We start from the raw sequence: 22,600 nt of genomic DNA on the forward strand, positions 1-22,600 counted from the left end.
TTTGGTAGGAAAGCGAGGCAAAAATAGGATTATTTACATTCTGATTCTAAAATCAAAGCAGTCACCCCAATGATGAGATGACTGCTTTGTTGTATGATTCTTAGTGTTTTTTACTGACGATTGCTTTCGCAATGTCAGCATCCCTACTAATTCACCTTCACCATGCTACTGACGAACACTATCGTGTTGTCAGCATCGGTTAATCCACCTTGACCATCCTTCTGTTCAATACGCCTCTTTCCGTTTCCAGTTGGTAAAATAACACTCCTTTCACTTCCGGGATGCTGCCAGCTTCCAGCGTGATCAAATGATTACCGCCTGAATAACTACCGGTCACCCGGTAGAGCTCCTTACCTGTCACATCCATCACCTTCAGGGTGGCTGTCATGCTTTCCGGCAACCAGAAGCCGATCTTCGTCTCCCCGCTGAATGGGTTTGGCGTATTCTGATTGAGTTCTGGGGTCCTTGTCCCTTCTCCTTTTACCTTTTGTCCCGATGATGCTACTCCGGATCCCGACTCTGTCAACGGACTGCTGTCCTGGCAGGCATTGCCAGTGTTATCCTGTAGCAGCAACGTCGTTGTACAGAAGTCTTTGTTACCGGCCTCGTCGATGACCCAGATCTCCACCTCGATCTCCTGGGAACGTCCATCCGGGATATCGGCACAGGTGAATGTGATACTTGGCGTTTCGCCATCTTCCGTGAAGCTCAGGATCAGGTTGTCGGCCGTGGTACAGTTGTCGTAGCTGCCCGCATCAAAGTCCGTAGCCCATACTTCCACTTCGCCCGATGGACTCATCACCACCGTGGCGATGCCATGGTAACAATAGGGGGTTGGGTTCTTGCAGTCTCTTATCGTAAATGTCGTGTAGCAGCTGTCCTCGTTGCCACAACGGTCCTTACCTACCAGCCAGACACCATAGGTACCTACCACCAGTTCTGCTGTTAATTCATGGCCTTGTCCGTAGGCTACCGGCGTGGTCTCCTCCGCCAATACCGTATAGCGGTATTGGATCTCGTCTTCAGCGGCACAGTTGTCTGTGCCTGAGGCCAGCAACTCATACCGGACCGTCGCTGCATCGCAGTTGTTGTCCAGGATGCAGGTCTCGGCCAGCTCATTGCATACAATCACCGGCGCTTCATCGTCGATCACCTTGATCACCTGCAGATAGGTCATGTATCCATCGCCGTCATCTTTCAGGTTGCGGTGGATGCAGCATCTGCTCTCACTCGCTACCAACCGGTCGTCGACGATCACATCCGGATAACGGCTGTGCAGATCCGGTGAATAAACACACCAGTCGATCAGCTTCCACGTCCTTAAGATCTTGTAACAACCTTCCGTCACATCGTAGCGCTCATCTGAGTACGTCACCCCGATCAGCTCACAGTCGTCGTCGTTGATCTCCGGATAACCTGCTCCCGTGCGGTCTGCCGCCAGGCTGCCCGGGTCGGTACAATTCACCACTACATCTTCCGGGAAGATCACCTCAAAGTCGGAGCGTGGCTTCACATAAAGCGTCTGCGTGTCGTACGCGGTGTTACCACACTTGTCGGTGGCCGTCACCGTCTTGGTCAGCGTCCCTACCCCACATTCGTTCAGGCTTCCACTGTATTCCACTTCCGTTTCCGGCGCCCAGCAGTTGTCCGTGATCACCCAGTCTTCCGCCGTCTCATCAAAGTAACTTTGCGGGTTCGGGTGTCCACCGTCCGGGTTGTCGTATTTATCCAGCATCAGCCACAAGCGGCAGTAGATCGGCTGCCAGTTGTGATCGTGATACCAGTAACTGTATTCATCACAGTTCACCCCACCGGCATAGCTGTATTCCCCACAGACCGAGCCTCCGTAGTAGCCGAAGTCTCCGCCATCCCAGGGGATCTCCACACAGCATACCGGCCCTTCAGCAAGGTCTCCGGATGTATTTGTTCCCGCCGGATATACGTCAGGACTGGAACAATACGTCTGCAAGGCATCCTCTCCTTCACATACATCATGCGTAAAGGAGGCGCCATGCCCATTCACCGTGGCGGTCTTCGTACCGCCGGCATAGGGCTTCGTCAACGTCCACCAGTAGGGAACACCATCGCAGTAAACCGTCACATCTTCAGGAGCTACAACCACCGGCGGTGTCTTGTCATCCTTCAGCACCTCAATCATGCAGTCGCTGTATCGAACCGGGGTATAATAAGGTGTGGTCAGATTAAGGCGTTTCGTGATTTCAGCTTCTGTACGATATGGTTCCAATACACGCTGAGACCAATCCTGCTGATCTTTTGTCATATAGGGTGACCACCCGCACAAGGAAAAGGGTACCGGCGTATGGCTGTTGGACAATTCAGGTAATTGAATTTCTAAAAGTGAGCTGGCAGGCAAGTCGGCAGTTGGGCACCCAAAATAACCATATTCTGCCAAGAGCGGATTGGTATCGAAGTGCTCACCGATTTTCAAACCATACCCAATCTGTAGAACATCATAAAATGCGTATGTTGTCGATACTGCTTCAAAACAACTTATATCCATACGGGGATTCTTGTATTGGATGTATTCATCCAATCGCCACAAATACCACATCTGGAAATAATAGGAGTGATTCCACCAATACCATTTGTGTTCACCGGCAAAAAATGTATGCGCATCATAGACCGGCAAATCACAAGCTTCATACACCCGTAAGACCAATTGTTCGCTACCGCATTCCGATACATCGATGTAATCGTCAAAGACGAATATATTAATCCATTCTTCAATTAGCGTAACGTAAAAATCTTTGCCTGTCTCATAATTGGATTCACCGACACAGTTGATGATGTATGACTTCCAGTAATCCCGCCAATACATGATACTGTCCATATTGGCCACTGCAAAATGAAGCTGGTCACAGCAGTTGTCGTGGCTGCCATCGTCCAGGTCTTTCGCATAAACGCGGGCCCAGCATTTCTCCGGATCCAGGGTCACCTGAGTGATCTCATCACACACCGGCGTCGGCGGTGTGTTGTCGTAGACGCTGATACCCTGCAGCAACAAGGTTTCGTTCCAGCACTGGTCACGTATGTGGTATACTACGTTGTGCCAGCCAGTCGGCAGGTAAACATGAGCCGTCTCCCCTTCCGCGATGTTTCCGGATTCCAGCAAGACTTTACCCGGATGGGTCGGATCTACGTATTCAATCTCATAGTAGACCTCTATCTGGTCATCACAGTCTTTCAGTACCCAGGCACGTGGATCAGTCAGGATGACCGTTGCTTTGCAGTCATGCGGATCTACCTCGGCTTCAAGGATAGCACATGCCGTCAAAGCTTCCAGGCTTGCCGCTCTATCAAGAAGTACTCTCGGCACATCAGAACACTCGTTGCCCATTGCGTACAGATATTTACTCTCAATGACCGGAGCTGTGGTGTCCGTGATCTTGAACCACTGCACACAGGTCGTATCACGCCGGCCACACCAATCATAGATGTGCCAGGTCCGGCGGATCTTATAAGACTTGCCACAGGTCGGCACGATGTGATCTTCGTAATCAAATACGATCTGGCATTTGCCGGTATTGGTAAAATCAGGCCCTGCATCGGTTTGAAGTGGCAATAAATAACCAGGTTCCTGTCCTGGTTGCGTGCTCTTCAGATAAGGCGCCGGGAAATAGCCATATCCATTCGTAGGCCAGGGATGGGCATATCCCTCGGCATCCAGATAGGTATCGCCGTTTTTGCCGGTATTCCACAATAATTCTACGGTCTTGCCATTGCGGACCACTTCGGTCGTGCATTCGATCAGCGTATCCGGACCGCAGACCAGGCTGTCAATGGTTTCCTTGCGTACAAAAAGGGTATCGCGGCATTCGTTGTAATTGCCCCACACGTCTGTTGCCCTTACTTTACGCGCCAGGTAACCGATAAATTCACGGTCATCGCAACCCAGACTTGTCCATTGCTTTTCAAGTACTTCCAACTTAGGTGGGTATTCCATACAATTGTCCGACAACTCAATCAGGTCTTCCCTTTCTGCCATTTGCAGACAGCTGATCGTATCGTTGGTACACACAATTTGTGGTGGCATTTTGTCTTCCACTTTGACTATGCCCCAACAGCTGTTTTCGCATACAATATTTTCCACCGTGACATACAACTCCTGCCCCCGGTAATCCGCGGTCACCGGATTGGATACCGGATTACCATTACGGTCTTTGATGGATGTGACTGCATAGAAGCCCAGTTGCACACAATAGGGATCTTTCCCCTGAATCAGCACGCCACCGGTGAGAAAGGTCTGACAATCACTTCCTAACGATACATTCACCAGGTCCTCACAGGCGCCATCGCAATTCGTCCAGCAAGGTGGGATGATGGTCGGATCATTGCCGGTACCCTGATCACCCGGAGCTCCGGGGTTCAGACCATCCGGATCAACTCCAGGGTCCGACAGGTCATGGGTCCAGATCACCCGGCCATAAGCATCGACCAGGCCGTCGTTACCATTGATCTCTATACCGCTTGGACTTACCCCTCTGGCCCATACCTCCGACTGATTGTACAACGTATCTGCCGTTAAATTACCGATCACCGGATCAATCTCCACTTTCAATTCAATGGTGATCTGCTGACCAGGTTCCAGATAGGTAGCATCCGAAGGAATAAGCATGTTCGATCCTGCGGTTCCGTCATAACCTGGATCAACATCAACACCAGCCGTAGCATTCGACGAAAGTACCCCGACGCTAACGACATTTTGGAAGTAGATACCAAACTGTGTCATTATATCGTCCGTAAGGCTCAGACTGTCAAGAGGCGTATTCCCTGTATTGGTTATGGTCAAATGATAGACTGCCCGGAAGTTACCCAGTGCCGGGCTGTCTTCCACATGATCCAGATTCTTATTCAGGTTGACCATGGGTACATTCACGCAGGTTGGATCGTGCTCCCCGCCGGTATCTCCTTCTTCACCTCCATTCGAGCTCTCCGGATCCGGTCCGGTATCGCTGCGGTCGGTGTGGTCACCGATGATGGTATTACCCATCACCACAGCCTGATTTTTTAACGGTGAAGGTGCTCCGACAGCGTTTGGATCAATCAGCAAAGTAAATCGTACATCGATAAAAGAATCCCTTTCCAGAGTATCCAGCACCATGGTGCCATCCAGTATCTTCGGGAAATCCTGTATGGTGGGCAGATAGGAGGTCCCATTCAGGCTGGTCACCACCCCGTTGATCAACTGCGGTGGCTCGTGAATACTGGGCGGTTCCAGAACAGCAACCAGGGCCGATCCCAATTGATCGGCGATCGAATCCACCAGCATCAGATCATAAAATGGAACATTCCCCTTGTTCTTGATCAGCACCTGGAATTCAACGGCTGCAACACCCGGAAGTGAATCCTGTCGGTAAGTGGTCACACGCAGGATCTGCTTCGATACGTTGATGTCTTTTAATTGTACCAGAGTAGGATCGTCGCATTCCCCCTCCCCATTGGTTCCTTCGGCATCCATTCCGGCATCCGAATAGTCTTCCGTGGTATAGCCCGATACCGTATCTACGGCCCAGGCATATGCTTGATTGAGCAGGGTGTCCGAGGCGCCCATGGCATTGGGATTCACCATAATCTTCAGGCATACCACGATGCTGTCATCCACCCCAAGTTTATTCGCCGATGGGCTTAATAATGTATCGTTTGTAGTACCGTTGTAGGAAGCATTTCCGGTGCCATTGGTTACTGTTACCATGGGATCCGGCGGGATCATATACGCAGGACCAAGCTGGCCGTCCAGATCCTCAACCAGCAATACCGAGTCTAATGGCGTATTCCCGATGTTTTTAACCTTGATCTTATAGGTCACGTCAAAGTTACCCACCGAATCCGGTGTCATCACCAGACGAACACTGTCCACCCATTTGGCTACCCCCAGTAGGGGCAACCGTACCTGGGTTGGATCATTATCCGTACCCTGGTCCGCAAAATGAGTTGGATTATTGCTCTTAGGCTGATCTCCTGCATCCGACAGGTCTGCTATAAACTTTTTACCCAACGTGTCCCAAGCCACTACCCTCGCCTGGTTCATTAATGGTACCGGAGCTCCGGACGCTTTTGCGTCAAGGATCACCGATTTGCTGGCCCAGATGCTGTCATTGGGTAGCAACGGAGTACATGCATACCAAAAGATCGTGTCGGATGCCGGTGAAACCGTCAGGTCCGTACAGTTGGCACTGTTCCCGTATACCGATGCTTCCTGATCGATCAATACAGCTCCCAACTGGGTGACTAAATCGTCCGTCAGGCAGACACTATCCAATGGCACGTTGCCGGTGTTAACCACACTGTACGTAAAAGTTACTGCAAATAACTCACCCAATATTGGATCACAGAACACCGAATCGATCGTATAGTCTTTCACTGCGCTGATGCTGGGCATCGGCAGTGGCGTGCATTCGTTGTTATTTGCCGGATCCCAATCGAAGTCCGGGTCGATCAAAGTCCCTGCCTGAGAGGTATCAATGGCACTTACGATGCTGGAAACTCCTACACCAGTCGCATAAGCAGTATTGCAAATGATCATTCCGCTTACATCCAATGCCTCGTAAGCCCTGTATTGACTTACAATCTGAACGATCATTGAATCACCAGTTTGTAGGATACCACCAAAAATGATAAATCCTTCATTATTTGGATAGAAATAGGAATCCAGTGAAGTGGTTCCCGGATGATCTACTAAAAGCACTGTATCTACCTCAATAAATCCTTGCGCTGGAAGATGATCGGTCAATGTGATGTTCTGAAGTGGGTCATTGCCTATACTTTTAATTATTAAGCTCGTGTAGACCTGAAATATGCCAGGCTCATTGGGCACCTGAACGACACTGTCGAGATTCTTGGCCAATCCGATGCCCGGAACGTACACCGGTGTACAATCGTCGTTGGATGCGTTACAAAAGATATCCAGCTCGATCTGATCACCATTCTCCGATCGATCCATAACCGAAGTAGTTGATACGAGCAGTCCCATGGTGTCACGAACCAGATTATCTGCATGGACTACTGCAGAATTACATAACACAGATCCATCTGCATTTTTGAAATGGGTGGCAGGAGCGATCACACAGTAAGAAATGATGTAGTATTCTCCAGGAGCAAGCTTTGCACCCTCTGCGAAAACAAAGGTGGTATCTCCGCTATAGCGGTACGCAAACACCGGGTCTATCGCAGCGCCGTCATAGGTCAGGCTTCCCCCTGTTACCTCGGTGTGAAAATAAAGTGTATCGTAAAGATCCACCGGGTAAAGGGTGTCTAAACCCAGGTTTTGAACTTTTACACTGAAACAAGCTTCGATCAGCCCATCCGTTGTTCTTCGCTGATAAACGGTATCCAGGTTTTTTGCAACTCCAATTTTTGCATCGGTTACCACCACCCGGCACGTAGATGAATTTCCTGCGGCATCGGTAGCTACAAAGGTGAGATAGCCACTGCTGGTGAAGGTCTCTGTATTTGGTGCGGGTATTTGAGATAGGACAACGTCCATTCCACCGATCATTGAGTTGCAATCATCTGTGGCGGAGACCCAGGGATCAGACGCATAATCACCTATCACATATTCACAATTGTTATTGGGATCAATGTCAATAAATTGAGTTAGACAGGTGATGGTTGGAGGACATCGATCGATGATGGTAAAGGTAGCTTCTCGCACCGAATCTCCACAGGATTGGTAAATTTCATCGCTGTTGGTAATCCGAATGGTGATGCGATTACCGCAAATGGTGTCCGAAGGTCGCAGTTGGCTTATCAGCGTTCGACGCATACACGCTACAATATTTTCATTGATAAAACAAGCCTGATTCCAACCGCGGCCTGGATCATCTGCAAAAAATACCTGAACACGTGTTTTTAGATTACAGAGAGGCCCTCTGCGCACATCACAGGTAGCATAATTAAATAAATCATTCGAGCCATCTGTAAATTCATCCAACCAGGTTTGAAATGTATTGGTGATATTATCCTGGCAGGTATAGGCTGTATCATTAGATGGCACCTCCGGTGTTGGCAATGGTATAACCCTGAGGATTAACACCGCCTGATTGACCGATTCGACATCATCGCAGTCTGTATTCTGACAGGTACCGGCCAAAAAGAAAGTATACCTTACTGTTCCTCCACAGGTCAGTGGTAAAGGAATTTGTCCCTCACCCCCAGGATAATCGTCTACATGAACATTAAAACTCGAGTTAAATGTCCCACCGGATACTATGGTTACATCGATCCCGGCTAAACGGATATTCTGGCAATGGTTATTCGGAGACAGCAGACTATCCATGTAATTGATGAACTGCTTTTCAATGGAATCAGCGGTGGTGCAATAGGACATGCAAACGGTACGATTGTCATAGCCGCTACGAAACCGTATCCCATATCCACAGTTGTCAGGGTCCGCAGGATAGGTACAATTTCCTTTTATTAAACAGGGATAGCCACTTACAACCTGTGCAGACAGCTCCGAATTACCCGATACCAGGGCAAGTAGGAACAGACCAATAGTTAATGCATTTCCTATTTTTAATTTTCCCGTAAAACTGAAAGAATGTGAGTAATATTCCTGGGTCATTTGTCAATTCATTTATAGCTCAATTTTCAATTTTACGAATAATAAAATAGAAACAAATTTTATATTTCATATGATAATTATTATTAACTTATAAATTATTTAATATTAGAATTTTAAGTCAATATTTATTATCATAATAAAAAGAAAGTATATTTTATGCTCTACAAATTATTGATGAATATTTCGTGCAGATTTTTCTACAAAATTCCCCGGTCAAGGTAAAATGTTCATTTCTGGAGCTATTGATGCGCTAATCCAGTTTATAGTGTATGAAAACGCGTGACATTGTTCTGAAGCGGTCACTCACACGTAATAGAGGTTGCTCGTTTCTTCGTTAGGAATTATACTTCTTGTGGGCTTCATACCGTCGGGCCTCGTTTCGACAGTAACATTTCTTAAAAATCTTAGGGTAGAATTATCGAGGATTACGATCAAAACAGAAAGAATGTTGCCAAGTAGAAATCATACATGGCAACATCCTCTTTTCTAAAATATACTGACGAACACTATCGTATTGTCAGCATTGCACTCGCGCTTCTTTCTTTTCACTGACGAACACTATTGTGTTGTCAGCATTGCACTCGCGCTTCTTTCTTTTCACTGAAAAACACTATCGTATTGTCAGCATCGGTTAATCCACCTTTACCATCCTACTGACGAATGCTGGCGCATTGTCAGCATCCCTATTAATTCACCTTGACCATCCGCTTATTCAATACGCCTTTAGCCGTTTCAACTGACGCTCCCTTCGGTCGGTCAGCACCGGTCAGCATTGGCTAATTCACCTTCACCATTCGTTTGTTCAATACCCCTTTTTCGGTTTCCAGTTGGTAAAATAACACCCCTTTCACTTCCGGGATGCTACCAGCTTCTAACGTAATCAAATGATTACCTCCTGAATAACTGCCGGTCACCCGGTAGAGCTCCTTGCCCGTCACGTCCATGATCTTCAGCGTGGCCGTCATGCTTTCCGGCAACCAGAATCCGATCTTCGTCTCCCCACTGAATGGGTTCGGCGTGTTCTGATAGAGTTCTGGGGTCCTTATCCCTTCTCCTTTTACCTTTTGTCCCGGAGATGCTACTCCGGATCCCGACTCCGTCAACGGACTACTGTCCTGGCAGGCATTGCCGGTGTTGTCCTGCAACAACAATGTCGTTGTGCAGAAGTCCTTGTTGCCGGACTCGTCGATCACCCAGATCTCCACTTCAATCTCCTGGGAACGACCATCCGGGATGTCCGCACAGGTGAAGGTTATACTTGGTGTCTCGCCGTCTTCCGTGAAGCTCAGGATCAGGTTATCGGCTGTCGTACAGTTGTCGTAGCTGCCGGCATCAAAGTCCGTAGCCCATACTTCCACTTCGCCCGATGGACTCATCACCACCGTAGCGATGCCATGGTAACAATAGGGTGTAGGGTTCTTGCAGTCTCTTATCGTGAAGGTTGTGTAGCAGCTGTCTTCGTTCCCACAACGGTCCTTACCTACCAGCCAGACACCATAGGTGCCTACCGCCAGTTCTGCTGTTAATTCATGGCCTTGTCCGTAAGCTATTGGAGTCGTCTCTCCGGCCAATACCGTGTAGCGGTATTGGATCTCATCCGCTGCAGCACAGTTGTCTGTGCCTGAGGCCAGCAACTCATACCGTACCGTCGCTGCATCGCAGTTGTTGTCCAGGATGCAGGTCTCCTCCAGCTCATTGCATACGATCACCGGTGCTTCATCATCCACCACCTTGATCACCTGCAAGTACGTCATGTAACCATCTCCGTCATCCTTCAGATTGCGGTGGATGCAGCATCTGCTCTCACTGGCCACCAACCGGTCGTCGACGATCACATCCGGATAGCGGCTGTGCAGATCCGGTGAATAAACACACCAGTCGATCAGCTTCCAGGTACGCAGGATCTTGTAACAGCCTTCCGTCACATCGTAACGCTCATCCGAGTACGTCACCCCGATCAGCTCACAGTCGTCGTCGCTGATCTCCGGATAACCTGCTCCCGTACGGTCTGCCGCCAGGCTGCCCGGGTCGGTGCAGTTCATCACCACATCTGCCGGGAAGATCACTTCAAAGTCGGAGCGTGGCTTCACATACAGCGTCTGAGTGTCGTATGCGGTGTTGCCACATTTGTCGGTAGCTGTCACCGTCTTGGTCAGCGTCCCTACCCCACATTCGTTCAGGCTGCCACTGTATTCCACTTCCGTTTCCGGTGCCCAGCAGTTGTCCGTGATCACCCAGTCTTCCGCCGTCTCATCAAAGTAGCTTTGCGGATTGGGATGTCCACCATCCGGGTTGTCGTATTTATCCAGCATCAGCCACAAGCGGCAGTAGATGGGCTGCCAATTGTGATCGTGGTACCAGTAGCTGTATTCATCGCAGTTCACTCCACCGGCATAGCTGTATTCACCGCAGACCGACCCGCCATAGTAGCCGAAGTCTCCGCCATCCCAGGGGATCTCTACGCAGCATACCTGCGTTACTTCAACCGGCGCATCTGAAGTGTTTATTCCTATTGGGTAAATGTAAGGATCTGCGCAATACGTAGCCAGTGCATCTTCTCCTTCACATACATCATGCGTAAAGGAGGCGCCATGGCCTTTAACCGTCGCTGTCTTCGTACCTCCGGCATAAGGCTTCGTCAGCTCCCACCAATAGGGTACACCGTCACAGTAAACCGTCACATCTTCAGGAGCTACCACCACCGGCGGCGTTTTGTCGTCCTTGATCACTTCGATCATACAATCATTGTACCGAACCGGCGTGTAAAACAATGTAGTCAAATTAAGTCTCGCGGTGATCTCTGCCTCGGTTCGATATGGTTCGTAAACCCGACTGGTCCAGTCTGCTTTAGCTGCATCTGTTGATATCGTCCAGGTACATAGTGACATTTCCGTACCTGCATGCGCTTGCTCCAACTTCGGGAAATAATACCCAAGGATCGTAGAACTGGGCAGACCTGAAGTAGCGCATTCTGAATACCCGGAATTAGTCAGTTCAGGAGTGACATAAATGTGTTGATAAAGATGTAAAACAGCTCCTAATGGTAAATCTGTACCTATATCGGTACCATTCGTGGATTCCACGCAGGTAAAGTTAAACCTGGGATCGCCATAATGAATGTATTCATCCAGTCTCCACAAGTAATGCATTACAAACAGTACCGAATGATTGTACCAATACCATTCGTGCTCGCCACCATAGAAAGTATGTGGATCGTATAAGGGCAGGTCACAGGCCTCATACACCCGTAGAACCAATTGTTCCCGTCCACATTCCGAAACATCGATGTAATCGTCAAAAACGAAAACATTGATCCATTCTTCGATAAAAGTATTCAACTCATCCTTTTGGGCCTGGTATTCGGAAGCTCCCAGGCAAGAACTGAAATAGGATTGCCAGTAGTTGCGCCAGTAGATCACACTGTCCATATTGGCTACTGCAAAATGCAACTGATCACAGCAGTTGTCGTGGCTGCCATCGTCCAGATCTTTCGCATAAACTCGAGCCCAGCATTTTTCCGGGTCCAAGGTAACCTGGGTGATCTCGTCACACACGGGTGTCGGCGGCGTATTGTCGTAGACGCTGATGCCCTGCAGTAACAAGGTCTCGTTCCAGCACCGGTCACGTATGTGGTATACTACGTTGTGCCAGCCAGCCGGCAGGTATACATGAGCCGTCTCCCCTTCTGCGATATTTCCGGATTCCAGCAACACCTTTCCCGGATGGGTCGGATCTACGTATTCAATCTCATAGTAGACATCCAGCACATCGTCGCAATCTTTCAAGACCCAGGCACGTGGATCTGGTAGTATGACCGTTGCCTTACAGTCATGAGGATCTACCTCGGCTTCAAGGATAGCACATGCCGTCAAAGCTTCCAGGCTTGCCGATTTATCAAGAAGTACTCTCGGCACATCAGGACACTCATTGCCCATTGCGTACAGATATTTACTCTCAATAACCGGAGCCGTGGTATCCGTGATCTTGAACCATTGCACACAAGTTGTATCGCGGTGCCCGCACCAATCGTACACATGCCAGGTCCGGCGGATTTTGTAAGACTTCCCGCAAGTAGGCACGATGTGGTCTTCGTAGTCGAAGACGATCTGGCATTTGCCCGTATTGGTAAAATCAGGCCCTGCATCCGTGTGGAGGGGCAATAAATAGCCGGGATCTTGTCCTGGTTGCGTGCTCTTCAGATAAGGCGCCGGGAAATAGCCATATCCATTCGTAGGCCAGGGATGGGCATATCCCTCGGCATCCAGGTAGGTATCGCCGTTTTTGCCGGTATTCCACAACAATTCTACAGTCTTGCCATTGCGGACCACTTCGGTCGTGCATTCGATCAGGGTATCCGGTCCGCAGACCAGGCTGTCAATGGTCTCTTTCCGTACAAACAGGGTATCCCGACATTCGTTGAAATTACCCCAAACATCAGTTGCTCTTACTTTCCGGGATAGATAACCGATAAAGGTACGGTCATCACATCCGAGGTCAGTCCATTGTTTCTCTAAAATTTCTTCAGATGGCGGGTAAACCATACATTCATCCGTTAATACGACCAAGTCTTCCCGTTCACTCATCTGCAAACAGCTGATGGTATCGTTGACACACTGAATCTGCGGTCCAAGTTTGTCTTCCAATCGAATGGTTCCCCAGCATTTCGCTCCTGAATAGATGTTGCGAACTACATACGTTAAAGTAGCTCCAATATGTTCGTTGGTTAGTATGGACCCGGGTACCGGGACCGTTGTATTTGGCATGAATAATTCAAGGGTATAGCAACTTACACAGGCGGCACTGGCACTAGTCAGCACCTCATTTGGAGTAACCTCCCGAGCACAAGTCGTATTCAAACTTACATTGACGTGATCCTGGCACGAAACTCCTGCAGAAGCATCGGGTGCATCCACATCCCACAATATGGTCACCAACCCATCTCCTGAACGAACACCGGGTTGGGTAATTCCTGCAGTTACGCCTCCAATATAAGAAGAACCTCCTGCTCCACCACCGCCTGCCACACCAGACCCTATCATTGCACCTGCACCGGAGCCGCCTCCAAAATATCCACCTCCTCCACCGCCGCTAGCCATGCTATAACTCCCATCAATACCTACTCCACCAGAGCCACTGGTACCGGGAATACCATCCGGCCCTTGGGGACCATCACCACCAGCTCCACCCCCGATCTGAGTCCCTCCTTTGCCACCAGAACCGGGATTAAAATAATAACCGTAAGAGGGGTCGGCCGGGTCGGCACCGTTTTCACCGATCAGTCCACCGCCGCCGCCTCCATTTCCACCTGTTCCACAAGGCTGGCAAGTGCCATTGACATAATCGCGGCCACCACCGCCGCCGCCGCCAGCCACAATAATCCGGTCCGCCAAAGCACCGGCACCGGTCCTTATGTCAGACGCACCACCTCCACTGCCCGCAAAGCCAGCTAATCCATCGGATGGAGTGCCATAACCACCCACTGCGCCTCCATTGAATCCACCTATACCATTAGCACCTGAACCACCTACATAAACTATTAAATTATCTCCGGGGTTGACAGCCAGCACTCCGGTAGCATATCCTCCCAATCCACCGACGCTGGGTGAATATTGCTCTACGGTCATAGGCTGGCCAGATCCTCCCCATGCCTTGATGGTCACAGAAGTTATCCCGGGTGGTACAATAAAATTCTGTACTCCGCCGGTATAATTGAATACCTGGGAATCAAGAATTGTTGCAACAAAATTATCGGGATAATAGCTTGAGCGTAGCTTTTCACCAGAGTGATCTGCTGTAAAGGATGAAGCAAGTAAACCGCCTGTAATCACTAAAATACAGGCAATAATGCTCTTGTAAAGATGGTTCATCGGTGTTGTCTTGGTTTTCAAATTCGTTGCCGTGGCTAAAATAACCAATGCCACCTTATATAAGGCAACATATATGTATTAATGTACTTTAACGAGTGATAAAAATGAAAGAAGGGTCGGTTAGTGACCTCAATTTCTCACCAGGGAAGAGAAAGTTCACGATCAAATACATAAAACAACAAAGCAGCCATTTATCCTGAAAATGGCTGCTTTGCTTGATTATTGGGTATATCCTTACGACCATCCTACTGACGAATGCTGGCGCATTGTCAGCATCCCTATTAATTCACTTTGACCATTCGTTTATTCAAACCCCTTTCTCCGTTTCTACTGACGCTCCCTTCGGTCGATCAGCATCGGTTAATCCACCTTGACCATTCGTTTATTCAATACGCCTCTTTCCGTTTCCAGCTGATAGAACAACACGCCTTTCACTTCTGGAATACTACCAGCTTCCAGGGTGATCAAATGACTACCACCTGAATAGGTCCCACTCATCCTGTAGAGCTCCTTACCCGTCACGTCCATCACCCGCAGGGTCGCCGTCATGCTCTCCGGCAGCCAGAATCCGATCTTCGTCTCTCCACTGAATGGGTTCGGCGTGTTCTGGTACAGCTCTGGCGTCTTGATCCCTTCTCCTTTTACCTTTTGTCCCGGAGATGCTACTCCGGATCCCGACTCCGTCAACGGACTACTGTCCTGGCAGGCATTGCCACTGTTGTCCTGCAGCAACAACGTCGTCGTGCAGAAGTCCTTGTTGCCGGACTCGTCGATCACCCAGATCTCCACTTCAATCTCCTGTGAACGACCATCCGGGATGTCTGCACAGGTGAATATTATGCTTGGTGTCTCGCCGTCTTCCGTAAAGCTCAGGATCAGGTTGTCGGCTGTCGTACAGTTGTCGTAGCTGCCCGCATCAAAGTCCGTAGCCCAGACCTCCACTTCGCCCGATGGACTCATCACCACCGTAGCGATGCCATGGTAACAATAGGGTGTAGGGTTCTTGCAGTCTCTTATCGTGAAGGTTGTGTAACAACTGTCCTCGTTCCCACAACGATCCTTACCCACCAGCCAGACACCATAGGTGCCTACCGCCAGTTCTGCTGTTAATTCATGGCCTTGTCCGTAAGCTACCGGAGTGGTCTCATCGGCCAATACCGTGTAGCGGTACTGGATCTCATCCGCTCCAGCACAGTTGTCCGTGCCTGAAGCCAGCAACTCATACCGTACCGTCGCTGCATCGCAGTTGTTGTCCAGGATGCAGGTCTCTTCCAGCTCATTGCACTCGATCACCGGCGCTTCGTCGTCGATCACCTTGATCACCTGCAGATAGGTCATGTAACCATCTCCGTCATCCTTCAGGTTGCGGTGGATGCAGCATCTGCTTTCACTCGCTACCAACCGGTCGTCGACGATCACATCCGGATAGCGGCTGTGCAGATCCGGTGAATAAACACACCAGTCGATCAGCTTCCACGTCCTTAAGATCTTGTAGCAGCCTTCCGTCACATCGTAGCGCTCATCCGAGTACGTCACCCCGATCAGCTCACAGTCGTCGTCGCTGATCTCCGGATAACCCGCTCCCGTGCGGTCTGCCGCCAAATTGGCCTGGTCTGTGCAGTTCACCACCACATCTTTCGGGAAGATCACCTCAAAGTCGGAGCGTGGCTTGACATACAGGGTCTGCGTGTCGTACGCGGTGTTGCCACATTTGTCGGTAGCCGTCACCGTCTTGGTCAGCGTCCCTACCCCACATTCGTTCAGGCTGCCACTGTATTCCACTCCCGTTTCCGGAGCCCAGCAGTTGTCCGTGATCACCCAGTCTTCCGCCGTCTCATCAAAGTAACTTTGCGGGTTCGGATGTCCACCGTCCGGGTTGTCGTATTTATCCAGCATCAGCCAAAGCCGACAGTAGATGGGCTGCCAGTTGTGATCGTGATACCAGTAACTGTATTCATCACAGTTCACCCCACCGGCATAGCTGTATTCCCCGCAGACCGAGCCTCCGTAGTAGCCGAAGTCTCCGCCATCCCAGGGGATCTCCACACAGCATACAGGCCCTTCAGCAAGGTCTCCGGATGTATTTTTCCCCTCCGGGTACACGTCCGGACTGGAACAATAAGTCTGTAAGGCATCTTCTCCTTCACATACATCATGCGTAAAGGAGGCGCCATGGCCTTTAACCGTGGCTGTCTTCGTACCTCCGGCATAGGGCTTCGTCAGTTCCCACCAGTAGGGAACACCGTCACAGTACACTGTCACATCTTCAGGAGCTACCACCACCGGTGGCGTCTTATCATCTTTACGTACTTCGATCATGCAGTCGTTGTACAGGTGGGGGAAATGATGCCGTTTACTTTCCGACAGACTTTCCAATACAATAACATCAGTTGGATATGGGCTACGCACTCTTGACTCCCATTCCTTCCTTGCCGCATCATCCGGAATAAAGTAAGCACAGATTCCCGATGGGAAGCTGCCATGTTGTTCCAGATAACTGATGGGATAGGCACATAATCCGATGCTTAGCGGTATATCCCATTCGCTGATGTTGTAAGCAACCGGATCCGCAGCAGCAGGCAAAGCCGGCGTTAGGACTTCAGCCGTACAAGTCAATGCAGCGCGAGGATCTCCATAATGAATGTAGTCATTCAGTCGCCAGTAATACCAGCGGGCAAAATTGTTTGAAAGATGCCACCAATACCATTCGTGTTCTCCACCATAGAAGATATGCGGATCATACACCGGTACATCGCAAGCTTCATACACCCGCAACACCAATTGCTCGCTCCCGCATTCCGTCACATCAATGTAATCGTCAAACACAAAGACATTAATCCATTCTTCAATGGTCTGTTGAATGAGATCATTGTAATGATGATAATCGTAGGGATCCAGGCAGGAAGCATAATAATCCTCCCAGTATTGACGCCAGTAGGTGATCGAGTCCATGCTGGCAACAGCAAAATGCAGCTGGTCGCAACAGTTGTCATGGCTCCCATCATCCAGATCTTTCGCATAAACGCGGGCCCAGCATTTTTCCGGATCCAGGGTCACCTGGGTGATCTCGTCGCATACCGGCACCGGTGGGGTATTGTCGTACACGCTGATGGCCTGCAACAACAATGTTTCGTTCCAGCACCGGTCACGGATGTGGTACACTACATTATGCCACCCAGCTGGCAGGTAAACATGACCCGTCTCCCCTTCAGCGATATTTCCAGATTCCAGCAACACCTTCCCCGGATGGGTCGGATCAACATATTCGATCTCGTAGTAGACATCAAGGAGATCATCACAATCTTTGAGAACCCAGGCCCGTGGATCAGACAGGATAACCGTTGCTTTGCAATCGTGCGGATCCACTTCTGCTTCCAGCACCTCACACGCCAACCAGGCCTGCTTACTTCTGGCTTCCTGGATCACCGACTCCGGAACAAAGTCACATGCGTGGATCTGATCCGCTGAACTCACCAGGTTATCGAAGATGTTCAAATGGCCCGGGTCAATCTGTGGTGACTGCGTGTCCGTGATCTTGAACCATTGCACACAAGTCGTATCGCTGTGGCCGCACCAGTCGTAAACATGCCAGGTCCGGCGGATTTTATAGGATTTGCCACAGGTAGGAACAATGTGATCTTCATAGTCAAAGACAATCTGGCATTTGCCGGTATTCGTGAAATCCGGACCACTATCGGTATGAAGAGGCAATAAATATCCGGGATCTTGTCCTGGTTGCGTACTCTTCAGATAGGGAGCCGGGAAATAGCCATCTCCTTTTGTCGGCCACGGATGGGCATAACCCTCGGCATCCAGATAGGTATCGCCGTTTTTGCCGGCATTCCACAATAATTCCACGGTCTTGCCATTGCGGACCACTTCGGTCGTGCATTCGATCAGCGTATCCGGACCACAGACCAGGCTGTCAATGGTCTCCTTGCGTACAAACAGCGTATCCCGGCATTCGGCGTAATTGCCCCACACGTCGGTGGCTCTTACTTTCCGTGCCAGGTAACCAATGAATTCCCGGTCATCACAACCCAGATCCGTCCACTGCTTCTCCAGGATATCTGTCGTCGTCGGGTAGGGCTGGCAAAGATCCGTGATCATCACCAGGTCTTCCCGCTCGCTCATCTGCAGGCAGCTGATCGTATCGTTCTGACAATAAATTTGTGGGCCCAGTTTGTCTTCCAGCTTCAACGTACCCCAGCATTTGCCACCCGATTGAATGTCTTCGACCACATAGGTCAAGGTCTGACCGACGTTCTCGTATGTCAGGGTAGCTCCAGGAATCGGGGTTAATCCATTCGGCAAAAATACATTGCAATTGTAGCGATCGATGCAGCCAGCGCTACCGCTTACCAGCACATCCCTTGCGGTGATCGTCCGCAGGCAGTCACTGTTCAGGCTGATGTTGACATGATCGTGACAGGCCAATCCTGCTGCAGCTCGTTTACCCGTGGATTGGAGGGGCTGGCCCTGACCGTTCTCCAAAACGGTGATCGTAAAGGAGCAAGTATCGTTATTTGCAGGCGGATTACTGGCCACAAACGTCACAACAGAAGTTCCAAGATCCAGAAGGCTTCCTGAAGCCGGTCCTGCTATGCGGGTTATTGTTGGTACACAATCACTTTCCACTGTTGGGTCAGCATAACTCACTGGCACCTCACAGGCAAACGGATTGGCCATAATCGTAATATTTGATGGGCACGTAATGCTAGGTGTGTCGCAATCCACAATGACCCAACAAATAACCACTTTTCCATTACCGCTTTGAACACCTGCAATATTCACCTGGTTTGTTCCGGCATTAAAAGAGCCACCGCCGCCACCGCCGCTATAGGGTTGAGAACCACTGGTACCACCACCGGAATATCCTCCGCCGCCGCCGCCATTCCCACCGGTAAACCATCCGGCACCACCACCACCAAATCCGCCAAAATCGTTGTTATTCCCAGTACCGCCAATGCCACCATGTAAGAATGATTTTCCATTATTGTTTGCAAGCCCTGTTCCGGCTGTTCCATCGGTAAAAAATCCGCCACCACCGCCGCCAGATCCTGAACTTGCACCACCACCATTTCCACCTGTTCCTCCGGCCACCAGTCCATTCGCACTGGCTGTTCCGCTTGTAGTGATGGATGCATCAATACCATTGAGATTGGAACCGCATTGCGAAATATTATTGGTGGCTCCACCACCACCGCCCGCAACGATCAAAGGTGTATTGCCGGAGCCCACTACAAATGAACCACCACCGCCACCGGCATCGGAGCGGTTTGAAAGTCCTTGCTGACCAACCAAAACCATCAGAGATTCACCTGGAGTAACTGCAAAATCCCCGATCATTTCAGCTCCAAGGCCACCAGTAGCACTACAAGAAGTCGAAACAGATCCTCCCTGAGCCCCTCTAACTTTTATCGTTAAACTTGTGACCCCATCTGGAACAACGAAATTGTCTATCGTTCCAGAGTAATTGAAAACCTGCGAATCAATAGTTATTAAGGGTGGCGCGTCAAATGCTGCTCGGGAAGTATTGTTGAAATTTTCTTCACTGTTCTTATTAAATGCAGTTATTAATATAAAAATTGCACTTAACAACAACCCAATTGGGGAATTCTTGTAAATATGGTTCATCGATGTAGTTTTGGTTTTCCAGTAATCGAAATTACACAAATTGTTGCTAATCACTAATTTGATGCCCAAAAATACTTTCTACATATAAAATTTATATATATGAGTAGATTTAGAAAGGGTATGAAAGTCCATCCTTTTGTAGCTAGTAGCCTTAAAAGTTCCGGTACCACACCCCAATATCTTGCTACACACTTCCATCAAATCATAGTCACATCACTGTAAGTCACCCTGATCGCCTCGCGGTCGTTGTTACTGGTCTCCGGATATCCAAGTCCCGTATTACCTGCTGCCTGGTTTGCAGTTGTTCACCGCCCCACCGGTGCAAAAGATCATTTCAAAGTCACTCCTTAGTATCGCATAAAAACAAAGCAGTCATCCCAAATTGAGATGACTGCTTTATTTTATTTATTCAATAGTCGGTTATGTCGAACCGGATAGGTTAATCCACCTTTACCATGCGTTTATTGATCACCCCGGATTTAGTTTCCAACTGATAAAATAACACCCCTTTCACTTCCGGGATGCTCCCAGCTTCTAACGTAATCAAATGATTTCCACCTGAATAACTGCCGGTCACCCTATATAACTCTTTACCCGTCACATCCATGATCTTCAGCGTGGCTGTCATGCTTTCCGGCAACCAGAAGCCGATCTTCGTCTCTCCACTGAATGGGTTCGGCGTGTTCTGATAGAGTTCTGGGGTCCTTATCCCTTCTCCTTTTACCTTTTGTCCTGGTGATGCTACTCCGGATCCCGACTCCGTCAACGGACTGCTGTCCTGGCAGGCATTACCGGTGTTGTCCTGCAGCAACAACGTCGTCGTGCAGAAGTCTTTGTTACCCGCCTCGTCGATCACCCAAATCTCCACCTCGATCTCCTGTGAACGTCCATCCGGGATGTCCGCACAGGTGAACGTGATACTTGGAGTCTCGCCGTCTTCCGTAAAGCTCAGGATCAGGTTATCGGCTGTTGTACAGTTGTCGTAGCTGCCCGCATCGAAGTCCGTAGCCCAGACCTCCACTTCGCCCGATGGACTCATCACCACCGTAGCGATGCCATGGTAACAATAAGGCGTTGGTTGTTTGCAGTCTCTGATCGTAAATGTCGTATAACAGCTGTCTTCATTGCCACAGCGGTCCTTACCTACCAGCCAGACACCATAGGTGCCGACCGCCAGTTCTGCTGTTAATTCATGGCCTTGTCCGTAAGCTACCGGAGTGGTCTCATCGGCCAGTACCGTGTAGCGGTACTGGATCTCATCCGCTGCAGCACAGTTGTCCGTGCCTGAGGCCAGCAACTCATACCGGACCGTCGCTGCATCGCAGTTGTTGTCCAGGATGCAGGTCTCGGCCAGCTCATTGCATACGATCACCGGCGCTTCATCGTCGATCACTTTGATCACCTGCAGATAGGTCATGTAACCATCGCCGTCATCCTTCAGGTTGCGGTGGATGCAGCATCTGCTGTCACTGGCCACCAAACGGTCGTCTACGATCACATCCGGATAGCGGCTGTGCAGATCCGGTGAATAAACACACCAGTCGATCAGCTTCCACGTCCGCAGGATCTTATAGCAGCCTTCCGTCACATCGTAGCGCTCATCCGAGTACGTCACCCCGATCAGCTCACAGTCGTCGTCGCTAATCTCCGGATAACCTGCTCCCGTACGGTCTGCCGCCAAATTGGCCTGATCCGTGCAGTTCACCACCACATCTGCCGGGAAGATCACTTCAAAGTCGGAGCGTGGCTTCACATACAGGGTCTGCGTGTCGTATGCCGTGTTGCCACACTTGTCGGTGGCCGTCACCGTCTTGGTCAGCGTCCCTACCCCACATTCATTCAGGCTGCCGCTGTATTCCACTTCCGTTTCCGGCGCCCAGCAGTTGTCCGTAATCACCCAGTCTTCCGACGTCTCGTCAAAGTAACTTTGCGGATCCGGGTGTCCACCGTCCGGGTTGTCGTATTTATCCAGCATCAGCCACAAGCGGCAGTAGATCGGCTGCCAGTTGTGATCGTGGTACCAGTAGCTGTATTCATCGCAGTTCACGCCGCCGGCATAATTGGACTCGCCGCAGACCGAACCGCCATAGTAGCCAAAGTCGCCGCCATCCCACGGGATCTCTACGCAGCATACCGTCGTTACTTCTACCGGAGCACCTGAAGTATTCCATCCTACTGGGTAGATGTAAGGATCTGCGCAATACGTAGCCAGTACATCTTCTCCTTCACATACATCATGCGTAAAGGAGGCTCCATGCCCTTTCACCGTGGCGGTTTTCGTGCCTCCGGCATAAGGCTTCGTCAGCTCCCACCAGTAAGGTACGCCATCACAGTACACCGTCACATCTTCAGGGGCAACCACCACCGGTGGTGTCTTATCGTCTTTAATCACCTCGATCATGCAGTCGTTGTACAGGTGCGGGAAGTGCCACCGCTTCTGGGCACTTAGCCCACGGGTTATACTTTCCTCTTCCGGGTAGGGTGACAAGACCCTGCCCTTCCATTCGTTCAC

At 50.0% G+C, this 22,600-nt stretch carries 4 protein-coding genes; all 4 read right to left on the minus strand.

From position 1 onward, the window contains the following. Positions 1–199 precede the first annotated feature (199 nt). Positions 200–8,584, minus strand: coding sequence for a T9SS type A sorting domain-containing protein (locus H6570_15050; GenBank protein MCB9320598.1), 8,385 nt, complete (start codon positions 8,582–8,584; stop codon positions 200–202). 776 nt (positions 8,585–9,360) lie between these two features. Continuing rightward, on the minus strand, positions 9,361–14,451 hold the full coding sequence (locus tag H6570_15055) for a T9SS type A sorting domain-containing protein (GenBank protein MCB9320599.1): 5,091 nt from the start codon (positions 14,449–14,451) through the stop codon (positions 9,361–9,363). 360 nt (positions 14,452–14,811) lie between these two features. Continuing rightward, complete coding sequence (locus tag H6570_15060) at positions 14,812–19,761, minus strand: HYR domain-containing protein (protein ID MCB9320600.1); 4,950 nt, start codon at positions 19,759–19,761, stop codon at positions 14,812–14,814. A 766-nt stretch (positions 19,762–20,527) separates the two neighbouring features. Beyond that, the gene (locus H6570_15065) at positions 20,528–22,600 is read right to left on the minus strand and encodes a T9SS type A sorting domain-containing protein (GenBank protein ID MCB9320601.1); all 2,073 of its coding nucleotides are present in this window, start codon (positions 22,598–22,600) and stop codon (positions 20,528–20,530) included.

It is taken from the genome of Lewinellaceae bacterium (genome assembly GCA_020636135.1).
GTDB lineage: Bacteria > Bacteroidota > Bacteroidia > Chitinophagales > Saprospiraceae > JAGQXC01.